This is a genomic window from Xanthobacter sediminis, from assembly GCF_043195015.1.
Classification (GTDB): domain Bacteria; phylum Pseudomonadota; class Alphaproteobacteria; order Rhizobiales; family Xanthobacteraceae; genus Xanthobacter.
The window spans coordinates 22363-42151 of the sequence record NZ_JBAFWH010000021.1 but is presented as its reverse complement, the minus strand read 5'-3'; the positions used below and the strand labels follow the sequence as shown (position 1 = coordinate 42151).

17 protein-coding genes are annotated in these 19789 nt (G+C 59.5%); 10 read left to right on the top strand and 7 right to left on the bottom strand.

The genetic code is table 11. The features are described 5' to 3' along the window. Positions 1-338 precede the first annotated feature (338 nt). The 4 genes from V5F61_RS19055 (at position 339) to V5F61_RS19040 (ending at position 5179) form a co-directional block, all read left to right on the top strand. Positions 339-1460 (top strand): Fic family protein, encoded by a 1122-nt coding sequence (locus V5F61_RS19055; RefSeq protein ID WP_238123802.1) that lies wholly within the window; start codon positions 339-341, stop codon positions 1458-1460. Between the two features lie 1544 nt (positions 1461-3004). Further along, positions 3005-3358, top strand: coding sequence for a hypothetical protein (locus V5F61_RS19050; protein ID WP_238123801.1), 354 nt, complete (start codon positions 3005-3007; stop codon positions 3356-3358). Then, positions 3333-4358 carry a HesA/MoeB/ThiF family protein gene (locus V5F61_RS19045; RefSeq protein ID WP_238123800.1) on the top strand — a complete coding sequence of 342 codons (1026 nt, stop codon included), beginning with the start codon at positions 3333-3335 and terminating at the stop codon, positions 4356-4358. Before V5F61_RS19050 ends, V5F61_RS19045 begins: the two co-directional genes overlap by 26 nt. A gap of 2 nt (positions 4359-4360) precedes the next feature. Continuing rightward, entirely contained in the window at positions 4361-5179 is an 819-nt protein-coding gene (locus V5F61_RS19040; protein WP_238123799.1) for a class I SAM-dependent methyltransferase, read from the top strand. Here V5F61_RS19040 and V5F61_RS19035 read toward each other — a convergent pair. The 7 genes from V5F61_RS19035 to V5F61_RS19005 form a co-directional block, all read right to left on the bottom strand. Further along, positions 5116-7074 (bottom strand): B12-binding domain-containing radical SAM protein, encoded by a 1959-nt coding sequence (locus V5F61_RS19035; RefSeq protein WP_238125026.1) that lies wholly within the window; start codon positions 7072-7074, stop codon positions 5116-5118. The genes V5F61_RS19040 and V5F61_RS19035 overlap by 64 nt on opposite strands. A 145-nt stretch (positions 7075-7219) precedes the next feature. Next, positions 7220-7432 carry a hypothetical protein gene (locus tag V5F61_RS19030; RefSeq protein WP_238123798.1) on the bottom strand — a complete coding sequence of 71 codons (213 nt, stop codon included), beginning with the start codon at positions 7430-7432 and terminating at the stop codon, positions 7220-7222. Positions 7433-7861: 429 nt separating this feature from the next. Continuing rightward, positions 7862-8494 (bottom strand): tyrosine-type recombinase/integrase, encoded by a 633-nt coding sequence (locus V5F61_RS19025; RefSeq protein WP_238123797.1) that lies wholly within the window; start codon positions 8492-8494, stop codon positions 7862-7864. Between the two features lie 134 nt (positions 8495-8628). Then, entirely contained in the window at positions 8629-9666 is a 1038-nt protein-coding gene (locus tag V5F61_RS19020) for a hypothetical protein (RefSeq protein ID WP_238123796.1), read from the bottom strand. A 1-nt stretch (position 9667) separates the two neighbouring features. Further along, entirely contained in the window at positions 9668-9886 is a 219-nt protein-coding gene (locus V5F61_RS19015; protein ID WP_238123795.1) for a KTSC domain-containing protein, read from the bottom strand. A gap of 5 nt (positions 9887-9891) precedes the next feature. After that, positions 9892-11796 (bottom strand): ATP-binding protein, encoded by a 1905-nt coding sequence (locus V5F61_RS19010; protein ID WP_238123794.1) that lies wholly within the window; start codon positions 11794-11796, stop codon positions 9892-9894. Next, entirely contained in the window at positions 11783-12985 is a 1203-nt protein-coding gene (locus V5F61_RS19005; protein WP_238123793.1) for an SIR2 family NAD-dependent protein deacylase, read from the bottom strand. Before V5F61_RS19005 ends, V5F61_RS19010 begins: the two co-directional genes overlap by 14 nt. An 880-nt stretch (positions 12986-13865) precedes the next feature. Here V5F61_RS19005 and V5F61_RS19000 point away from each other — a divergent pair. From V5F61_RS19000 to V5F61_RS18975, 6 genes are all read left to right on the top strand, one after another. Further along, entirely contained in the window at positions 13866-15227 is a 1362-nt protein-coding gene (locus V5F61_RS19000; protein WP_024350870.1) for a tyrosine-type recombinase/integrase, read from the top strand. A 118-nt stretch (positions 15228-15345) separates the two neighbouring features. Then, entirely contained in the window at positions 15346-15939 is a 594-nt protein-coding gene (locus V5F61_RS18995) for a DUF6088 family protein (RefSeq protein WP_024350869.1), read from the top strand. Further along, complete coding sequence (locus V5F61_RS18990; protein ID WP_024350868.1) at positions 15932-16969, top strand: nucleotidyl transferase AbiEii/AbiGii toxin family protein; 1038 nt, start codon at positions 15932-15934, stop codon at positions 16967-16969. The genes V5F61_RS18995 and V5F61_RS18990 overlap by 8 nt, the downstream gene beginning before the upstream one ends. Before the next feature lie 91 nt (positions 16970-17060). Beyond that, positions 17061-17804, top strand: coding sequence for an HNH endonuclease (locus V5F61_RS18985; RefSeq protein WP_024350867.1), 744 nt, complete (start codon positions 17061-17063; stop codon positions 17802-17804). Then, positions 17801-18028 (top strand): ABC-three component system middle component 6, encoded by a 228-nt coding sequence (locus tag V5F61_RS18980; RefSeq protein ID WP_024350866.1) that lies wholly within the window; start codon positions 17801-17803, stop codon positions 18026-18028. Before V5F61_RS18985 ends, V5F61_RS18980 begins: the two co-directional genes overlap by 4 nt. Continuing rightward, entirely contained in the window at positions 18025-19770 is a 1746-nt protein-coding gene (locus V5F61_RS18975) for a DUF2326 domain-containing protein (RefSeq protein WP_024350865.1), read from the top strand. The genes V5F61_RS18980 and V5F61_RS18975 overlap by 4 nt, the downstream gene beginning before the upstream one ends. The last annotated feature ends 19 nt before the right edge of the window (positions 19771-19789 follow it).

The window sequence follows — 19789 nt, the reverse complement described above, 5'->3', positions numbered from 1 at the left end:
CATTGACGAGGTGTTTAAAGCCGGACGTTGTAGGTCGATCTAATCGAGCGCAACTGCACGTTCGTCCATGCTCCGATCAGATACCAGGCCACTATCGCAATTCGCTTAATCGATCAGTGGATCAATGGCTTGAAAGGCTTTCGCGAGCGATCTCCGTTGTCGAGAAATGCTGCCCGATCCGTGCCATCCTATTGCGTTTTCGGCGCCAAGGAGGAGAAAGTCGCGCCCTTCGTTCCACAATGCATTTCGGCCCCGTGGGTCGCGTGAGCCATAGGACGGCTTTCTATAAATCAGATATCGGCTAATATGCGAGCTATAGAGGGGAGACTCTATCGCTCATGGCATGGAATTGGACGCAGCCTCATTGGCCGCATTTGACCTATGATCCGGCAGCCCTTGAACCGCTGGAGCGGCACTTCCTGCTGCTCTCCGGAGAGGTGATCGGCGCGGTCCGCCACGTGGGCGACGATGACCGCGACCTGCTGCGGATCGAGCTCCTCAGCGAGGAGGCGGTCAAGACCAGCGCGATCGAGGGTGAGGCCCTGGATCGTTTGAGCGTGCAATCCTCCCTGCGCCGGCAATTTGGCCTCGATACCGACGATCGCGCGGTGAAGCCGAGGGAACGCGGCATCGCGGAGATGATGGCTGATCTATACCGGAGTTGGGCGGATCCGCTGGACGACGATACCCTGTTCCGCTGGCACCGCATGCTCATGGCAGATAGCCGGCATCTGGAGACGATCGGCGGCTACCGTCGTCATGAAGACGCGATGCAGATCGTATCCGGTCGCTACGATCGACCGACAGTGCATTTCGAGGCGCCGCCTTCGTCCCAGGTTCCCGACGAGATGACCGCCTTTCTCACCTGGTTCAACGGCTCGGCACCGAACGGCAGCACGCCGCTACCCGCCCTCACGCGTGCCGGGATGGGACATCTCTATTTCGAGAGCATCCACCCCTTCGAGGATGGCAACGGTCGGATCGGTCGCGCCGTCGCGGAAAAGTCCCTCGCGCAGAACATTGGACAACCGACGCTGATCGCACTCGCCCATACCATCGAGCAGCACCGCAAGGCCTATTATGAACAGCTGGAGGTCTATCAGCGGACGCTCGAGATCACCGGCTGGTTGATCTACTTTGCCGAAACGATCATCGCGGCCCAGCAGACGACGCTGGGCCGCGTCGCCTTCCATATCGCTAAGACGCACTTCTACGATCGTTTCCGCGACAAGATGAACGAACGCCAGGAGAAGGTGATCACCCGGCTATTTCGTGAAGGCCCGGGCGGATTCACGGGTGGCCTGAGCGCAGAGAATTACATCGCGATCACCGGCACCTCGCGTCCGACCGCTACGCGTGACCTCCACGATCTGGTCGAGAAAGGCGCCCTGACGCGAACCGGTGAGCGCCGCTATACGCGCTACCACCTGAATCTGCCGGGAACCGCTTCGAAGCCATAGCGCCAATTCGGCTCATGTCACTCACGCGATCCAGGCATAGGCTGGCTCTTTGCTGTGCCGCGCCAGAAGCAGAAGCTCGCTGCGACCACGACGAATGGCCGGTCTGGGGCCGTCTCCGTACGGTCTGCTATCGGGTAGCGAATGCCATTTAGCTGTCGTTCTGCTCCCGACCCCATCACAGCCGTTCAGCATCCGAAAGGCGTGACCCGAAAGCGGACGTTGCAAATGGCTCGCGGTCGCGCGGTCGCGCAAGGCAAGTGGCAGACAGCATCCACGACTGTTGCTCAACTTTGAACAAGGCTCCGTCCTGAACCCGCGATCACCTGATCCGCACTCGGAAGTTCCGCTGCTGAAGGAAGGTGCTATTATTGGCGGATGAGATTGTATTCCGTACTCCTAAGGGCACATGCGGCCTCGACTCTAGGTTCGAATTGGATCGACCACGAGTCGCCGTTTCAAACGAGCCCCGACTACCGGGCCCCATGGAGCGCATAGTCCGCTTGGAAATCGACGAAATGCCGCTCGGGCTCCATCACCCTGGCGCGCTCGACTACATTGGGAGATACGTCGGGGCGGCAGCGCTTGAGCCATTGCTACGGTTCGACGATCTCCGAAAGGCTGCGCTTCCTGGCGTCCTGGTGGATGGTACTTCAACAAAAGGCGGCCTACGGCACCGGTTCCGGGTCGGTCCCCACTTTCGCTGGTCGGACGGACGTGCGCTCGGCGCGGGAGATATTGCCGAACGGCTTCGCCAAGCCCAAGCCAAGCACCCATATTGGGCCCATCATCTGCAATGGATGGATGTTATCGAGGGTCGCGGTGATACTTTGGCAATCGACACGAGGCGGCCGGTTCGCCACCTTCCCGCGCTCCTCTGTGCGGATGAACTGGGGCCGGGCTGGGGTCATCTCTGGGATTCCTGCGCGCCAAGCTTGGGGCCGTACGTCCTCGAACACGTAGACTTCTATCAATCGTGGCTCCGATTCGCCCCCAACCCTTGCTCTCCCGGCGCCTCAGAGCGACCGCACCTTGAGTTCGTTCTCCGGCGAGATGTGAGCGGCGTGCCTGACCGTTTCCTTCGCGGCGCGGTAGACGTCACCTGCAGCACCATGTTCCCACTGTCATCGTTGGCCGAGTGGTCCGGACGCTCCGAATTCCATTCCGGACCCGCGCCTATCTGGATGCAGGTTGAGTTCGGAGCAGCGCTTGATCCAGCCTTGCTGCGGCGCGACGTTCGAGCCCAGCTCTCGGCCGCGCTAGACAGGAACGCTCTTTCAGCTGCGCTTTGCGGCGGAGCGACCTCCCGCCAAAGCGTCCTAGCCACAACGCGGCCACCTGGCGCGCGTTTGAGGCCTCGAACGGCGTCTCAGCGGACCGTTCGCTCACTGCAGGACGGGCAATCTCCGGTCCGCCTTGCGTTCTACGACTATTATCCAAACCGGATAGTCGCGGAGTTTCTGCAGAGGTGTTGGGCAGAAACGCTTGACCTCGTCGTTGCGCTCGAATCGGTTCCATTCGGATCGCCTGCGGGAAGCGGTGCCGACATGCGCCTCGAGCTACGCTACCCATCTTTCCCCGACCCGATCGCCGAGCTCGAGGCTGCAATGGTGATGCTCGCCCGGGTGGGCTCGCCGGACAAAAGAATACAGGTGGCGAAACTCGCCGCAGACTATTTTTACGGCGCGGCGGGCGGCGCGAACGAATGCTTGGCTGCACTCGTAGACCTACTAGATGAGGAGGTTCCGGTGATACCTCTCGTCAATCTTCGTCACCACTGGCTTATGAACTCGCGGATAGTCGGCTTCGATCTCCCGCATCTCGCCAATTTTGACTACAAGAATCTTAGGTTCAGGAACGAAAACAACGAACAGGATGAAGCAAGTGCAGCGACCAGATAGACTAAAGCTAGCCGACCACGTCATCCTGGCACGATCCGGTGCAGATGTCCTGTTCAGCAGTGATGTCATTCTCAAGTTTCCGGACTGCTCGCCCCGCTGCGCCGAACTCGCCTTGTCCATCCGGAAAGGTCTTACCCGCGCAGAAATCGAAGCTGCGGCGGCAGAAGACTCGGAATGTGCAGAGATGGTTCACGCGCTGACACGACTGGGGTTTGTAGTACCCGAGGAAACGAACCCGTGGAACGGTGAGCCATTTGCGGCGAACTTTTCATATTTCGCAGGTATCGGGCTTGACCCGCGTGCAGCTCAAGGGGCGCTGCTCGATGCGCACGTGGTAATCCTCGGCGTTGGAGGTACGGGAACCGTAGTGCTGCAGCATCTCGTTGGTGCAGGAGTTGGGCGGTTTACACTGATCGACCCAGATGTCGTCGAGACCAAGAACCTAAACCGTCAATTCACCTTTGCCAAATGCGATGTCGGGCGCGCGAAAGTGGATGCAGCAGCTGACTACGTGCATACGCGCCTGCCGGACGCGAGGGTAGAGACACGGAGTTATTCGGTCGATCGCGCCAACAACCTTGAAGATCTTGAACTATCGCTGCCCATCGCGTTTTTCGTCAACACCGCAGACCACCCCGCGTGTGAGGTGTTGGAAGCTGTGGCCGAGTACTGCGGATCTCGGAATGTGCCTTTCCTCGGTGGCGGCTGCGGCTTTCTGGACGGACGATATGGGCCGCTGGTTCCGCCTGGCGGCGCTCCAGACTACCTCCGCTTGCAGAGGCTTGCGAGGGCTCGAGCTGCGGCGTTGGGCGCTGTCGAGGAGCCCCTGCAGCCGGTCTCCTTTGCTCCGCTCAACACGATACTCGGTGCGTTGATGGCTCGTGACATCATCGAATACTTGGCGGGTGGCGTCCCTTTCTCTTTGGGCCACAGCGTTTGGATCGACCTTCGACAGACAGCGATCTCGCGAACGCCCGCATGCGCAGAGGGAGAAGATTAGTCGTGAACAATCTTGCAAAATACAGGGAAAAGAACCGTGCGGCGTGGAACGAGGCGACGACGCTCCATCTCCGCAACCCGAACAACCCGCTGGGTCGTGTTCTCCAAGGCGGTTGCAGCCTCGCGCGCGTCGAACGCGAGGAACTCGGCGACGTGCGGGGACGCCGTTTGATCCACCTCCTGTGCAATTGCGGTCATGATACCCTTTCGCTAGCGCGCCTCGGCGCTCGCTGCACGGGGGTTGATATCGCTGACGAAGCAATCGCTGCAGCGCGCAGTGCGGCTGCAGTCCTAGGCCTGCCCGTTCGCTTTATTCGATCTGACGTCTACGATCTCGCGCTCGACGAGCACTTTGACATCGTCTACGTCGGCAAGGGCGCACTCTACTGGCTTGACGACTTCGCCGAGTTCGCTCGAATTGTCGCCCGGTTGCTCGCCCCGGGCGGCAGGGTCTACGTCTACGAAGAACATAGCCTGCTGCCATTCATGCTAGAACTCGATCCGACAGCCTATAACCCCGCTAGCGGTGACCTAAACTATTTTCACGACGTGGAGCCCACCTCGTCCGTCGGCCTCGATTACGTTGGCCTTTCCGGTGAAGGGACGAAGCGAAGCTATGAGTGGCAGTGGACGCTCGGCGACATTGTCACAGGTTTTGCGCAAGCCGGGCTCCGGATCGAGTTCCTGCACGAATGGCCGTTTATTTCGAGCTTCAAATACTGGGACTGGCTTGAGGAGCGGGAGGACGAAGGTGCGTTTCATATACCCGCGGATAAACCGCAGCTACCCTTGTCATTCTCGCTCCAAGCTCGGCGCGATTGATCACAAGGTTTGCTGTCGCATCTAGTCTGCTTCAGTGACTCCGCACTGAACAATTGAAGTGTGGCGGCGACCGCGGAGTACGCAGAGTGAAAGCTCGCCCCAGTCCGCGCCGCCAGTCGAGAAGCCCATTCGTTGGAGAGCAACCCCTCCGCCTGAGGTGGAGCCAGCGAATTACCCAGTGTCTGCCAAAGCTCGCGCTGCCAATCCTTAAGGCGAATTGAGGCAACATCTCCGCCCTCGCGCCGAAATAAATAGCTGACAGGATTCCGCACCGCAGTCTCAATTCGGGGAAGCGCGGCAAACATTAGATGGACCTCATGGTCGATGTCGACGACGACGACGCGCGCTGTCTCGGGATTTTGGGTCGGCCGTGCATATACGTTGCTGATTTCAGCGACAACATCCACGCCCTTTACGGCTTCGATTCCTGCTTCGAAGCAGTAGACACTCCGAAAAGCCGCCAGCTCATCTTGCGATGCTCCCACGTCTTCAGCGAAGCGGCTGAGACGTTCACCGTAGCGAGAAGGCGAAATCTCCCCTGCGACGCCCTCCAGGGCGACACGATACGGAACCCCCATAATCTCTTTAAGGAAGTAGATTGAGCGGAAGAAGTGGCGGGTGAAATAGCGTATGAGTTCTGCCAAGCGAGTATAGTATTCATACGGCATGTTGGCCTGACGTATAAAGCCGAAGCCTGTGAACACGTCACCGTGCTCGGTGATGAGGTCGCGAGCCTCAACGGGGAGGTACGTTTGGAGGCTCCCGAAGGTCGGTTCGATGCGGTCGCGATGAGCCATCGTTACAGGGGCGCCTGGCAACGGCTGCAAGACGCTGACGTCGGCTGTGTATCCTCCGTGCGCGATGGCGTCGAAGACGATTTTTAGCGCCGCCTCGAGGGCGTCATCGTCCTCATTAGGATAGCCGATGATCGTGTTCGTCTCGAAAACCAAGTCGGCCTCTCGCGCGTCGCGAAAAAAACGGTACGACTTGGCGCTCGAGGTCATCTTGCGCATGTCTCGCAGGATCGCTGCGTCTCCTGCGTCCGTGCCACAGAAGAGGAAACGACAGCCTGCAGTCCGCATTCGCTTCATCAAGTCAAGCGGTACGTTGTCGGGGCGAACGGCGCACCCCCAAGAAAAACGCGTGTTGTTCTCCGCAAAATAGGCGACGAACGCATCGATGTAGCGCCTGTCATTCACAAAGTTATCGTGGATGATGTTGAAATCGCTGATGCCATAGGCCTGTGATAGCCGTTCCATCTCAGCGAGAATGGTTCCGGGCGAACGAGCGCTAAAGACATGCTTCCAGAATGGCGCTGTTGTACAGAAAGAGCACTTGTATGTGCACCCCGAGCCCACGTGCAGATCGAAAATGCGCGGGCTGGCGATGGCAAGGTAGGCCGGCACATCGACGAGGTCGTAGGCCGGGAAGGGCAGCGCGTCGATACGGACGCTCGGCGCGGATTGGACCTTGGTCCCACTCCCAACCGTGAGCATGCCCGGCACGTCCCCAAGTAGATCGAGATCGCTCTCAAGGAGGGCGAGGAGTGCGCTCTCGCCATCGGCTATGCAAAGATAATCAACGCATTCTGCAAACCGCGCCGCGACCGCTCTCGCGGTCCCATGTATTCCCGGCCCGCCCAGTACGACCCGTACCTCCGGCCGCACACGCTTCAGATATCGGCCAATAGCTAGCGCCGTTGGAAGCGTGTCCGCAAGCACGGTAATGCCGACTACCGAGGCCGGATGTTCGGCGATCCGATTGACGAACGTTGACACAGGTTCGTCAGGCGCGAAACCACAACCAATCCGGTGTTCAAACTCAAAGTCGATAATTCGGACGCTGTGGCCTGCCGCTCGAACGGCCGCAGCCACGCTCAACAGGCCGACCGGCAAGAAAAAGGGCGAGTTCCGCTCAACATTGATGAATGGACGTACAAGTGTGACAGAGCGACGATATCCGGATCTACCGCAACCGCAAACATCGGGGTGGCCGATCCCCAGGCTACTGTGGTGGTGATCAGTTGACATCAGTCAACTGTCAGCAGCGGCGAGGCCCCATCGCCTCGAAGGTAGCTGCATCGAGGGCGACAACCTCAATATCGAGGTAATCCTTCACATCAGCGCCCTCGGGGACAAACATAATCGCCTTCTTCTTCGAGCCACTTTGCTTAGAGACGGATTTGCCGCCATCCTCCTCGAGCTTAACTGAATATTGTCCAATGCTCTGGCCCGAGCGATTGTCTTCAGCCATGGCGCGCCTCCCGTTCCTTCAACCGCAACAGATTAACTCAACGGCAAGCTAGAGGCAACGCGCTTTAACATCCGATACTGCGGAGCGGGACGCACGCGAAGTCGCTAGAGGCAGGCTGATCCGGAGACCTCCTGGATTCGCTTGAGCATAGCCGATAAGATGGCGCCTCTGGGGAGGGCGGAACCGGCCCCATCCAGAACCTCCCAGGCTGCCGGTCGACACGGTCATGCGGCCGTGCGCATCTATGACGCTTCTTCCCGGCAGCCGACGGGGAAGAAGCGGCCAAGTTCACCCGTTGAGTGAATGTCCACTTTCTTAGTCACCGGCGAGAAAACTGCCCGACGGGTTTCCACCCCAAGACCGACAGGCAGGCAACGTATCCTGCGGGTCAAAGCGGTCATCCGCGCTGCCTCGGATGACCGCCCATCTTCAGATTTCCGTCCGCTCTGCCAACAGCAGTGCGTCCTCCACGTCGACACCAAGATATCGGACCGTGTTCTCAATCTTGGAGTGACCGAGCAAGATCTGGATGGCGCGGATGTTGCCCGTCGCCTTGTAGATCATGGACGCCTTCGTGCGACGGAGCGAGTGAGTGCCATACTCCTCTTGGCGCAGGCCGATCGCGGTTACCCACTCGTCCACTAAGCGAGCATACTGCCTTGTGCTCATGTGGTGCGCGTGATCGATGCGGCTCGGAAAGGCATAGTCCTCAACGGTGCCGCCGCGCCGTTCCAGCCAAACCAGCAGGCTCGCTCTCACGTCGCTGGTGATCTCGAACTGGACGGGCCGCCCCGTCTTCTGCTGGACGACGATCGCGCGAGTCCTAATCCCCGGACCGGCGACCACATCACGGATCTTGATCTTGACCAGGTCGCAGCCGCGAAGCTTGCTGTCGATGGCCAGATCGAACAGCGCACGGTCACGAATGCGTCTTTCGCGATCGAGGAAGAATCGAATTGCCCAGATCTGTTTCTGAGTGAGAGGGCGCTTGGTGCCGACCAGCTTTCCGGCATTCCAAGCTGCACGCTCGCGGCTGGCATCGTCAAATTGAGAATGGCCCATGTGAGTTCTCCCTGGCCTTGATTGGCCAAGGGAGAAACGTCGAGGGAACCTACCGCAGAGGGGCCGTTTCCGGACTGGTAGGTTTAAAGCGCAAACCTCGATGAAGGCGACTGCAGGGGCGACATTTCACCATCTCATGAGCAAAGGTCGCTAATCTCGCGTTCGACAAGCCGGAAACGCTCCCTAACCTCTTCTCCCGCATAGAAAGCGAGCATGTCGTCCTTCGTGAGGGTCCCTTCGGCGAGAAACTTGATGAGGTAGCGCTGATTGAATTCAGCAAGAAGGATGCCTTTCTCGATCTGTACGAGGATCTGCTTCATATTGTCGATATTGGCGTTGACGAGATGCTTCACCAGCGCCATGTCGCGCGCATCCTTGATCAGCCGGTTCACGATGATCTTAAGGACGTCGGTGTCGAGCTCGAGCGTCTTCGCGTTGAGGGCGATGTCGCGCGCTAGCATGTAAGCGATGGCGAGGTTGCGATAATCGCCCTTCTGGGAATCGATAATCGCGATCAGCCCGATACCGGGGAGGAATTTCAGGTCCTGGACGGTGGCGAGTATACTGTTGTCGACGAGCGAGGCGTCGAAGACGATAATTCCGGCCTGCCCCTCGCGATTGGCCTGCGCTTCAAGTAGCTGGCTCCAGGCCGTATCCGCTTTTTTGGTGAAGACATCCTTGGTCTGGATGTCACCGAGGCGGATGCTCTTGTCGAACTTGCATTCGATCGCGATCCGTTTGCCGCTGTCGCCAGCAAGATGGCAAACAATGTCGCCCGTCTTGTTTCGACGGATTGCGCCGGCACGGTCGCCGGTCAGCTCGATACGGTCGGCGAGCTTCTGGCGATTAAAAAACTCCGACAAGAAGTCGGCGATGTCGGCCTCGGCGAGCACGCCCTTCACCGCCGACCGGTAGAAAAGCTCCTTCTTCATATCGAAGATGAGCTTCAGACTTTCGAGCTCAGTCCCGAGTTCGTTCGCTGTCCGCGAGAGGAAGCTCGAGAGCCGGTCCTCCATGAGAGCCAAGACACCGATATAAAGCGCCTTGTGAAGCTGTTCGTCGCGATCGATAGCAGGAACCTTGTTGAAAAACTCGAACAGGACCTTGTTGTCGACCTCGAAGGCACCAAACTGAACGCGACTATTTTTCTGGTCAAGGCTGACAAGTGGCATATTAGACCCGGCTGTAGCGATAGTGACCTTTGATGGTCGACGCGAGGAATGTCCCCTTCGATTCGGCCTGATCGAAGGCCTGCGCAATCTGCGGCGGCACATCGTAATAATGATAGCGGGTGCTGTTGAGAAACTCGACCTCGAGCAGCAGCTGTTTTTCATCGTAGCGGATTGCGGCGATGTTTGACGAGGTGAAGGGGGCGAATTCTTGCCAGGCCATATGTGTTATTCCTTCTTGATCGGTGTGGGGACCGGGTTCTGCTGGAGCCAGGTCTCGACAAAATATTGATAGTCCGTGGCGATGTGCATTTTCAGGTTCCAACCGCCTGGCGTCATCGAATCCTCGGGCGCGGCTTCGTCACAGATCAGCGGATCCTGACTGTCGGGGCGACGATCGCGAGGCGGCGCTTGGATCATTGTCCGCATCGGAAGCCTCACCGCTTCGCCGAGAATGATAGCCTCGCCGGTGCGCAGCACTGGCAACATGCTGGTCAAACCTTCAAGGTTGTCGGAGAGCGCGCTGGTCACATGTGAGCGATCGGTGGCGTTGCTCAGGCGCATCGCAAAGAAGGTTCCGCATTGTGACAGGATCGTGGGATTGATCTCGGCCGGGCGCTGGCTGACGATCATCGCGCCGATCCCATATTTGCGCCCTTCCTTGACGATGCGCTGGGTCGCGATTGAGGCGGCGCTGCTGCCATTGTCGCCAAGATAGCTGTGCGCTTCCTCCATCACGACCAACAGCGGGCGTTCGCGTCCACCCTCCGAGAGGTTCCGCGCCCAGAAGAGACCATCGTACAGGACGCGCAAGATGCTGCCGATGATATCGTTCGTGACCGTCGAGGGAATGCCTGACAGGTCGAGGATCGTGACCGGTTTGTCACTGCCGAGCCATTGACCGACGAGGTCGGCGAGCGTCTTGGTCGTCGTGCCGTCGAGCTCGGGATGCCAATCGCCGGCCTTCAGCAGGAAGTCGTAGCGCGCGACGCGAAGCCGGGCGCCGAGCGCCTCAAGTGGCCCGCGGATGTTGAGGACGTCCGGAAGCCAATTGATCTTCTCCGGATCAGAGGCGACATTCTTGACCTTGCGAAAGCGCGGTGGGACCCCGGCCTGCGCATCCCCCACGATCTTCGCGCCCATAGGATCGCCTTCGTAGGCCCAAGTCGCCTGATCTGATGGGTTTGCGCCACCGGCGCTGAGATAGGTTCCGAACTCCCGGCAATAGAGGTCATGCCAGAGTTTGTTGAGCGAGAAAGGCACCGGGCTATCGGCGGTGATGTTGGCTGAATCGACACCGGCGACCGGCTGCGCCGTTAGGGTTGCGATCTTGGCCTCGAGTATCTGCTCGAGGATGATGTTGCGTGCTTTTCCATCGGGCGGGAGGCTTCCAAACGTCACCCGAATGAGCTCATCGAAGCTAAGCGCCCAGAAAGGGATGCACAGCCGATGCTCATTGGCGTTGCGGGCATTCGGGCTGATCTTGAAGATATTCGCTCGGTCGCCGAGTGCCTTGCCATATTCGCCGTGGAGATCGAGCACGACGATCCGCGCCGACGGGAAGCGCCTTTCATCCGACAGGACGTTCAACAGCCCAGCGACTGTCGTCGACTTGCCTGAGCCGGTCGTCCCAACGACCGCGCTGTGGCGCGTCACGAGTTTGTTGACGTCGACAAGTGCGTCAATCGACTCGCTGCCTGCAACATGACCGACCCGGACCAGATGGTTCTGCTTGCCCGACCGCCCATAGATCGCCTGGAGATCTGCCTCAGAGACGAGATGGACCTCGTCCTCGAAGGTCGGATATTGCGAGATGCCGCGCTGGAACCGGCCTGTCCTGTAGCCTTCGCCGATCAGTTGAACTGTCATCCAGCGCAGCCCGTTGGGCATCGAAAGCGCGGCCTTCTCGGGAACCGCACTGGCGCCTACCTGCGACACGATCCCATAGAGGTCGACATAGCCGATCGGAATTTTAACAAAGCTACCGATCTGGCCGATTTTATGGCCCTGACCGTGGACAAAGCTCAGGCCCGAGAAGCGGTCCGACGTCAAGGTGACGCTGACCGACGTGCCGCTGACGTCTTGGACAGTGCCGATAACTGTTGCCCGGCTGGCTACATCAGGCTGGATCATCGCTCATCCCGTCGCCGGAGAGACCACGCAACAGCGCGCCGAGCGCAGCAAAGTCGCCTAGCCGCACGGTGACCTTGTCGCCATCTTTCACGAGGATGCTGGGCGGCAGTACAAGGTCATCCGCGCCGTCGCCTGTCCAGTCACCCGGTGTGCGGCCAATGATAGCCTTGTCGAAACCCAACAGGCTCAGATTCGGGGTCGCTAGCGCACACTGGCGCGCTAGCTTGTAGCTATCTGTCTCTAGGTCACCATAAACAAAGGCAAAAACATGCGCGGTCGGGTTCGCCTCGAGACTACGGCGTATGACGTCGTTGATATGCTCGTCTGCGAAGGAATAGCCACAGATGAAGAGCAGCGACGACGGCGCGAGCATGAAGGCCTTAAGTCGATCGAGCATCGCGAGATAGGGCATCTTGCGGCTCTGGTCATATTTGAGATGCGACGGATAGATTAGATAGCTCTGCTTATCGGTCTTCTCATCGGTTCGAACGACGACCGTCTCATTCTCCAGGCGCCAGTTGAGCGAGCCATGGATTTTCCACAGCCGGGCCCACCGCGGCGGCAGCAAGCCCTCGTCCTCAACGGCGCCGAGGTCGAAGAAAGCCTTCCGGGCACCGATGAAGCCGTCGAAATAGGGCGCCGAGCTTTCCTCGAGAGCTTGCTCCATCAGCAGGTCGTAATTGGTCGTAAAGAAATGGACGGGCCGCTCACGACGGATCGAGCGACTCCAGATTGCAAGATTGTGATAAGGGCTGTCCTTTTTCGGAAGCGTACGAGTGACCTCCTTGGAGATCACCTTACAGACCTCGGAATCGAGCACTTCGAGCTCTGCTGCCGTGAGGCCTCGCACATTTCCGATGCCGGCGACGCTCGCGAATACGCGGATGCGGCTGAGGATCAGTTCAATATTGCCGCTGTTGCCGCCATCCTCCTTCACGATCTGAACGATCTTGTCCCAGCTCTTGGGGTTCGCGGGGTCCCCGCTGGACAGGGTCTTGGCAATCACCTTCGTCAGTCCAGCCACGTCCCATATCAGCGGGTCGGTGACAGTCTTCCCATCCTCCTCGCGCTCATTGACACGGATCGACAGCGGGCAGCCCGCGCCGAGGAAGAAGCCGATCGGTTTACGGTTCTGCGACAGCGCCTGCTGAATGAAGCTGATCTGTCGAACCGGATCATGTTTATGCATCTCACCCCCTAACCAGAATTCCCTCCCTGGTCCGGAATCATTGGTCCATAATCTTCTACCCGAACAGGCTGGACAAGTCGCGGCCCCGGAGAGTTACGATGAGCAAATGACTGCTTTGGGGCGCAAAGCGGACGTGGCAGCAAGGGGCAGCTATGGGTCATCTTTGCCCTTGCAAACAGGGCTACTCCCTTCGGCCCGATCGTTAGGGTTCGACAAATCCTGAAGTACAATCCCGTTGGAAGCGGAGAGGGGAGCCCCTGCTGCGGGTGCTGTGCCTGTCATTCAGAGCGGCGGGATAGCGCCCTCCTTTGCACGACGCATCCGTCACAGAGAGCGTTCAGATTAGCAACCAGGGAGCGAGAAGTGGAGGCGAGAGCTGGGCGGCGGGATGAAAGACGGAAGCTCCCGGTGCTTGTAAGGAAGACCTGATCACCGCAGCGAGGCATAGGGGGCTACCGACCTCGTGGCACGCCAGAGGCCGAGGGAGCCAGGGGCGCCAAGCCGAGCGTCTCATACACTGTCGAATTTTGGAGAAGACGGGATTCGTATGCAGTAAGGGCCGCTTTACAACCCTGCCAAGGCGGCCAATCAGCTTTCAGCGCGGGGACAAAAACGGGCGCCCCCACCCAACCGTCAAGACAACTATTAGTTGAAATGGTGCACCCGACACGATTCGAACGTGTGGCCTCCGCCTTCGGAGGGAATATGGCTAGCTCCGCCAAAAAGCGCAAGGAGCCGCCAATGCCCGCCTATCTCTCTGTAAACGCTAAACAATTTGAATTCCTTCTCCGCCGAAGCTACTCTTCTCCCCGCCACAGTTTTCGCCCGCGTGCTTACGTGGTGCTTACGCGAGAGGAAACGGTAGGGTCGGAGGAAGCCCATGCCTAAGCTCACTAAACGGGTCGTCGACGCCGCAGACAGTCGCGAAAAAGATTACGTCATTTGGGACGACGAGCTGCCCGGTTTCGGCCTCAGAGTGTTCGCCTCCGGCAAGCGCAGCTACGTCATTCAGTATCGGCTCGGTAAGCGATCGAGACGCTTTACGATTGGCCTGCACGGCGTCTGGACTCCCGAGCGGGCCCGCCAGGAAGCGAAGGTGCAACTGGGACGTATCGCTAAAGGCGAAGACCCTGCAGAAGAGAAGCAGCTCGACAATAGGGCGATCACGGTCAAAGAGCTGTGCGACCTCTACCTCGCCGACCTGAACGCCGGCCTCATTCTCGGAAAAGGCGGGCGCCCCAAGAAGCCAGGCACGATCGCCTCGGACATTGGCCGAATCCACCGGCACATCGTCCCCTTGCTCGGTTCCCGACGGGTGAAGGATCTGACCAAGGCCGAAGTCAACAAGGCCATGAAGGACATCATGGCGGGCAAGACGCGCCTCGTTGCCAAGACGAAGAAGCTGCGAGGAAAATCGATCGTCAAGGGCGGAGCAGGGACGGCTACCCGTACGATCGGCCTGTTCGGCGGAATTCTCACCTACGCCGTGGATGCTGGCATTATCGAAGTGAACCCTGCCCACGGTGTGCGGCGACCGAAGGACAGCGTCCGCGCTCGGAGGCTCAGCGAGGCCGAATATCGCGTGCTTGGCCAGTTGCTCGCTAAAGCGGCCGAAAACGAGAAATATGAGGTTTCGGTCGAATTGATCCGCCAGCTTGCGCTGACCGGCTGCCGCCGAACCGAAATGGTCACTCTGACTTGGGCAGAAGCTGATACCGATTCAAGCTGCTTGCGACTGACGGACAGCAAAGAGGGAAGGTCGATCCGCCCAATCGGCCTGCCCGCCGTGGAATATCTTGAGAAGCGCCGGAAAGTGAGAGCAGGCACCTACGTCTTCCCGGGACAAGGAGGTGATAACGCTTTCGGAAGCTTGCCGAACCATTGGGAGCAGATATTCGACGATACGCCGCTCGCCGACATCACGCCTCATGTCCTGCGACATAGCTTCGCCAGCATCGCAAATGATCTTGGTTTCACGGAGGTCACCATCGCTGCTTTGGTTGGTCATTCGAAGGGCTCCGTCACCAGCAACTACATTCACACGCTCGACACGGCACTGATCATGGCCGCCGATACCATCTCCGGCTACATCCAGGGCCTCCTGGACGGCATTGAATTCAAGCAGACGGCCTATGCCGTGGATCGGGATTCTCGCCGCGCAGCACTCGCTCGCTTCTTGCAACAGGCTGCTGCACCGGACGCCGCCGGCGCGGCAAATGACGAGCAACGCGCCGCGGCATAATGCGTAGCAAGTGGCAGTCGTACTCTAGAACGGGGAATGCCGCCCCTTGCATGTCAGAAAAACCTGCCTTATTTTCTGACACATGAAAACGGTAAACGCCTCAGTCCCCGACCGGGTCATGAAACGCGTCCGCGCTAGCGGACGTGGCAGCGTTTTCACGCCTAGCGACTTCCTCACAGTTGCCGCCCGCTCCTCTGTCGATCAGGCACTTTCTCGATTGGTGAAGGGCGGACAGCTCCGGCGGCTTGCACGTGGGCTCTACGACTTTCCCAAGCTGCACCCGAAACTTGGGGCGTTGTCACCCGCGCCGGACGATGTCGCCCACGCTCTTGCGCGGGAGACCGGCTCGCAGGTGCAGATCGCCGGAGCGCGCGCAGCGAACGCGCTCGGCCTTTCGACCCAGGTTCCGGCACAAAGCACTTATCTGACCGACGGCCCGTCGCGGCGCGTCGTGCTGGGAAAGCGCATCGTCGACCTTCGCCACGCCTCGCCCAAGCATCTGATCGCACCGGGCAGCCCCGCCGGGACGGTGGTTCAGGCGCTTCGTCATGTCGGCCCCGTTCGGGCGGCTGACGTCGCGCAGGTCGCGGCGCACCGGCTTTCGGCCAACGACAAGAAGACGTTGGCCTCAACCGCCCTTCAAGCGCCCGCCTGGATGCGGCCCACGCTCGTCTCGATTGCCCACGCAGCGGTGGCCGATATCGATGGATGATGTCGCTCGCCTTCCCACCGACGATCGCGCAGCTCTCTTCGGGGAGACCGGCGCCCGGCGGGGCGTCGCCAATACGATCATCGAAAAGGACTTCTGGGTATGTTGGAGCCTGAAGCGCCTGTTCGGTCTACCGAAGGGCACCACTGCAACCCTCGTTTTTAAGGGCGGCACGTCGCTCTCAAAGGCATTCAACGGTATTCGCCGGTTCTCCGAGGACATCGACTTGTCGTTCGACCGTGCCGAACTCGGATACACCGGCGAGCGCGACCCCGATAAGGAGGGGATCAGCAAGAAGCAGGCGGCTCGGCTGATCGACGACCTGGTCAGCGATGTCGAGCAGCACATCGCCGAGAAACTTCTCCCAGCGCTTCGCGCCGCGATCGTCGGCCAACTCGGCGAGCCGACCGAAAGCGAGTGGTCGCTAGAGATAGACGCCGGTGACGCGCAGACCGTCAACTTCCACTATCCGACCGCGCTCCCTGCCGCCGAATACGAAGGCATGGCCTACATCACGCCGCGCGTAAAATTCGAGCTCGGCGCGCGCGGCGATCCCTGGCCGACCGAGGAAAAAGTCATACGCCCCTACGCGGCCGACGACTATCCGGACTTCTTCACCGATGCCGACACCAGCGTAACGGTGCTGTCAGCGCGGCGGACTTTCTGGGAAAAGGCAACCGCTCTCCATGCGGAAGCGCATCGCCCCGCCGCGTCACCGACGCCGCAGTATTTCTCTCGGCACTACTACGACCTCGCCATGCTCCTCGACACGGATGAGGGCCAAGCCGCCGTTGCCGACTTCAATCTACTGGCGCAGGTCGCGCATCACAAAACCACCTTCTTTCGTTCGAACTGGGCCAGCTACGATAAGGCTCGGCCAGGCACACTCCGGCTGACGCCGACCGACGCGCGCGTGAAAGACCTGAAAGCAGATTATCGGGCGATGGCGCCGATGATGTTTGACCAAACACCGCCGTCATTTGACGATATACTAGAAAAAATTGCTGCACTCCAAGACGTCATTAACAGCTAAGTAGGCACTCGCCCCGGGGGAATGCTCATCAACGCCCTTCGATCCTTTGACCGAGACCATGGCAACGTTCGCGCGCGGACAGGCGTAGGCTATGAGCGCTAGTTACCCGACCAGAATTATTCTGGCCTTTCGGAGCGGCGGAGTGTGCGCATTTCCGAATTGCGGCAAGCACCTCACCTACGACGCCCAGGTGGGAGACGATACCTATGTCGGCGAGGCCGCGCACATCCGTGGTGAGAAGCCGACCGCTGCCCGTTATGACGCGTCGATGACCGATGACGAGCGCGATAACGTCCGGAACCTCATCTATCTATGCACCGATCACCACACGATCATCGACAAGGTCGAGGCCGATTGGCCGACCGCGACCCTTCTGCAACTGAAGGAGAGCCACGAAAAGCAGGTCCGGCAAGCCATGGAAGAGGCCTTTGCTGACGTCGCCTTCCCCGAATTGCAGAACGCCGTCTCTTGGGTTGCGAGCCAAGCGCCGGCCCCAAATGGCTCTTTCGATCTCCTCGCTCCGGAGGAGAAGATCAAAAAGAACGCGCTCTCGAATGGATCTCGTCACATCATCGCCGCGGGACTGACCTCGCGCGCCACCGTTGCCGAGTATGTTGAAGCGGAAGCTCAACTCGATCCTGACTTTCCTGAGCGGCTGAAGGCCGGCTTCCTTGAAGAATATTATGCTCGCCGGAAAGAGGGCCATAAGGGCGACGAGCTTTTCGAGTTGATGTGCGCCTTTGCCCAGCGCGGTCTGCGTCGACAAGCCGATAAGACCGCAGGCATCGCTGTTCTCATCTATCTCTTCGAAATCTGCGACGTGTTTGAGAAATGATTCTTCCGACCAAACATATCCCGCAGAACGAGGCGCTGATCGGCGTCGGCGCCACGCTGCTCGCGCATCTCAGCATGCCCATGACCGTTTCGGGCCTGTGGGAGCGTCTGCGCACGGAACCGAACGTCGGGAACTTCGAGCGGTTCGTGCTGGCATCGAACCTCCTCTATCTGATCGGTGCGATCGAGATCCGGGACGGCCTTATCGTCAGGACCGCCTCATGATCAGAGCCGTTCGCGCCAACCAGAAAGGCTTTCACACCGCGTTCCTTCAGCCGGGTGTCAATCTTATCCTGGCCGACCGATCCACCTCGGCCGGTGATAAGGACACGACGAACGCTCTCGGCAAATCGACGCTCATCGAGATCATCGATTTCTGCCTCGCCAGCAATACCTCACCCGGAAAAGGGCTTCGCATCGAGGCTTTGCAGGGTTGGGCGTTCACGCTGGAACTCTCCCTGTCCGGCCGCGATGTCGCTGTGACGCGAGCGACCGATACACCCGGATTCTTCGCCATCGAAGGAGCCACCGACGACTGGCCTGTCCGGCCAACGCCGAACAAGGAAGGCGTTCCGGGTCTCGACGCTAAGAAATGGCGAGCCGTTCTTGCCTGGGCGCTATTCGGTATTAGCGATCTGTCGGCGGAATCCGGATACAAGCCCTCGGCGCGGTCGCTGCTTTCCTACTTCGTGCGCAACCAGACAGCCGCCTACAACATCCCCTTCAAGCATTTCGACAATCAGAAGACTTGGGACATTCAGGTCCACAATGCTTTCCTTCTCGGCCTGAATTGGGAGAAGGCCGCGACTTGGCAGCAGCTCAAAGATCAAAAGAACGCGCTCGATGCGCTCAAACAGGCGATCAAGACCGGAGCCGTCGACGGCGAACTGGCCTCGCTCGGTGAGCTCGAAGCCGAGCGCCTGCGCCTTTCAACCCAGCTTGAGCGTGAACGCGAGGCGCTGTCGAATTTTCGCGTTCTTCCGCAGTACCGTGAAATCGAGACTCAGGCGAACCTTCTGACCAGCGAAATCCATAGCCTGGTCAACGCCAATATCGTGGATAAGCGCCGGCTCGATCGCTACCGTGACTCGTTGGTGAGCGAAGACGCTCCGACCGAGGACCGTCTGGAAGCCCTTTACGGCGAAGCGGGCATCGCCCTACCTGGCGCCGTCAAGAAGACGCTGGCGGATGCGCGGGCATTCAACGCCCAGATCATCGCCAATCGCCGTGAGTTCATCGCCGGCGAGATTGCCGCGCTGGAAGCTGCCGTCAGCGAGCGTGAGACCGATATCGCGAACCTGACGGATCGCCGTGCCAACTACCTCAGCGCGCTTGCGGGACAAGGCGCGCTGGAGGAACTGACGCAGTTACAGGAGTTGCATGCAGCCACCCGGCTGAAGGTCGACGAATTGACCAACAGGATCACTCAGCTTCGTCAGATGACCACCAAGGCGGACACGATCAAGGTCGAGACCGTCGAGCTGAAACGCGCGACAACCCTCGACTATGAAGAGCGGCGTGCGCTGTGGTCCCGGGCGCTCAGCCTCTTCTCGGAATTCTCGGAGAGCCTCTACAAGTCGCCCGGCCGCCTGGTCATCGATATCGACGACACGGGCTACAAATTCGACGTCGAGATCGCGGGCAGCCCAAGCGAGGGCATTAGCAAGATGAAAATCTTCTGCTACGATCTCATGCTGATCTCGTTCGCGCGCCAGCGTGGTCTCGGGATCGACTTCCTGATCCACGACAGCACAATTTTCGACGGTGTTGACCCGCGGCAGCGCGCCCATGCTTTGGAACTTGCCGCCGCGATGGCTGCAAAACACGGCTTCCAGTACATCTGCACACTCAACACCGACATGGTTCCTGTGGGCGACTTTACGTCAGGCTTTGACTACGAGAGCCTCGTCCGCCTCCGGCTCACCGATACTGATCCGACCGGAAGCCTCCTTGGGTTCCGTTATTGAGCGAGGGGCGACATGAAGC

Bases quoted from the DNA above. Each gene is read 5' to 3' on its own strand.
- V5F61_RS19055 (WP_238123802.1), top strand. From the start codon at position 339: ATGGCATGGAATTGGACGCAGCCTCATTGGCCGCATTTGACCTATGAT.
- V5F61_RS19050 (WP_238123801.1), top strand. From the start codon at position 3,005: ATGCGCCTCGAGCTACGCTACCCATCTTTCCCCGACCCGATCGCCGAG.
- V5F61_RS19045 (WP_238123800.1), top strand. From the start codon at position 3,333: ATGAAGCAAGTGCAGCGACCAGATAGACTAAAGCTAGCCGACCACGTC.
- V5F61_RS19030 (WP_238123798.1), bottom strand. From the start codon at position 7,432: ATGGCTGAAGACAATCGCTCGGGCCAGAGCATTGGACAATATTCAGTT.
- V5F61_RS19025 (WP_238123797.1), bottom strand. From the start codon at position 8,494: ATGGGCCATTCTCAATTTGACGATGCCAGCCGCGAGCGTGCAGCTTGG.
- V5F61_RS19020 (WP_238123796.1), bottom strand. From the start codon at position 9,666: ATGCCACTTGTCAGCCTTGACCAGAAAAATAGTCGCGTTCAGTTTGGT.
- V5F61_RS19015 (WP_238123795.1), bottom strand. From the start codon at position 9,886: ATGGCCTGGCAAGAATTCGCCCCCTTCACCTCGTCAAACATCGCCGCA.
- V5F61_RS19010 (WP_238123794.1), bottom strand. From the start codon at position 11,796: ATGATCCAGCCTGATGTAGCCAGCCGGGCAACAGTTATCGGCACTGTC.
- V5F61_RS19005 (WP_238123793.1), bottom strand. From the start codon at position 12,985: ATGCATAAACATGATCCGGTTCGACAGATCAGCTTCATTCAGCAGGCG.
- V5F61_RS19000 (WP_024350870.1), top strand. From the start codon at position 13,866: ATGCCTAAGCTCACTAAACGGGTCGTCGACGCCGCAGACAGTCGCGAA.
- V5F61_RS18995 (WP_024350869.1), top strand. From the start codon at position 15,346: ATGAAACGCGTCCGCGCTAGCGGACGTGGCAGCGTTTTCACGCCTAGC.
- V5F61_RS18990 (WP_024350868.1), top strand. From the start codon at position 15,932: ATGGATGATGTCGCTCGCCTTCCCACCGACGATCGCGCAGCTCTCTTC.
- V5F61_RS18985 (WP_024350867.1), top strand. From the start codon at position 17,061: ATGAGCGCTAGTTACCCGACCAGAATTATTCTGGCCTTTCGGAGCGGC.
- V5F61_RS18980 (WP_024350866.1), top strand. From the start codon at position 17,801: ATGATTCTTCCGACCAAACATATCCCGCAGAACGAGGCGCTGATCGGC.
- V5F61_RS18975 (WP_024350865.1), top strand. From the start codon at position 18,025: ATGATCAGAGCCGTTCGCGCCAACCAGAAAGGCTTTCACACCGCGTTC.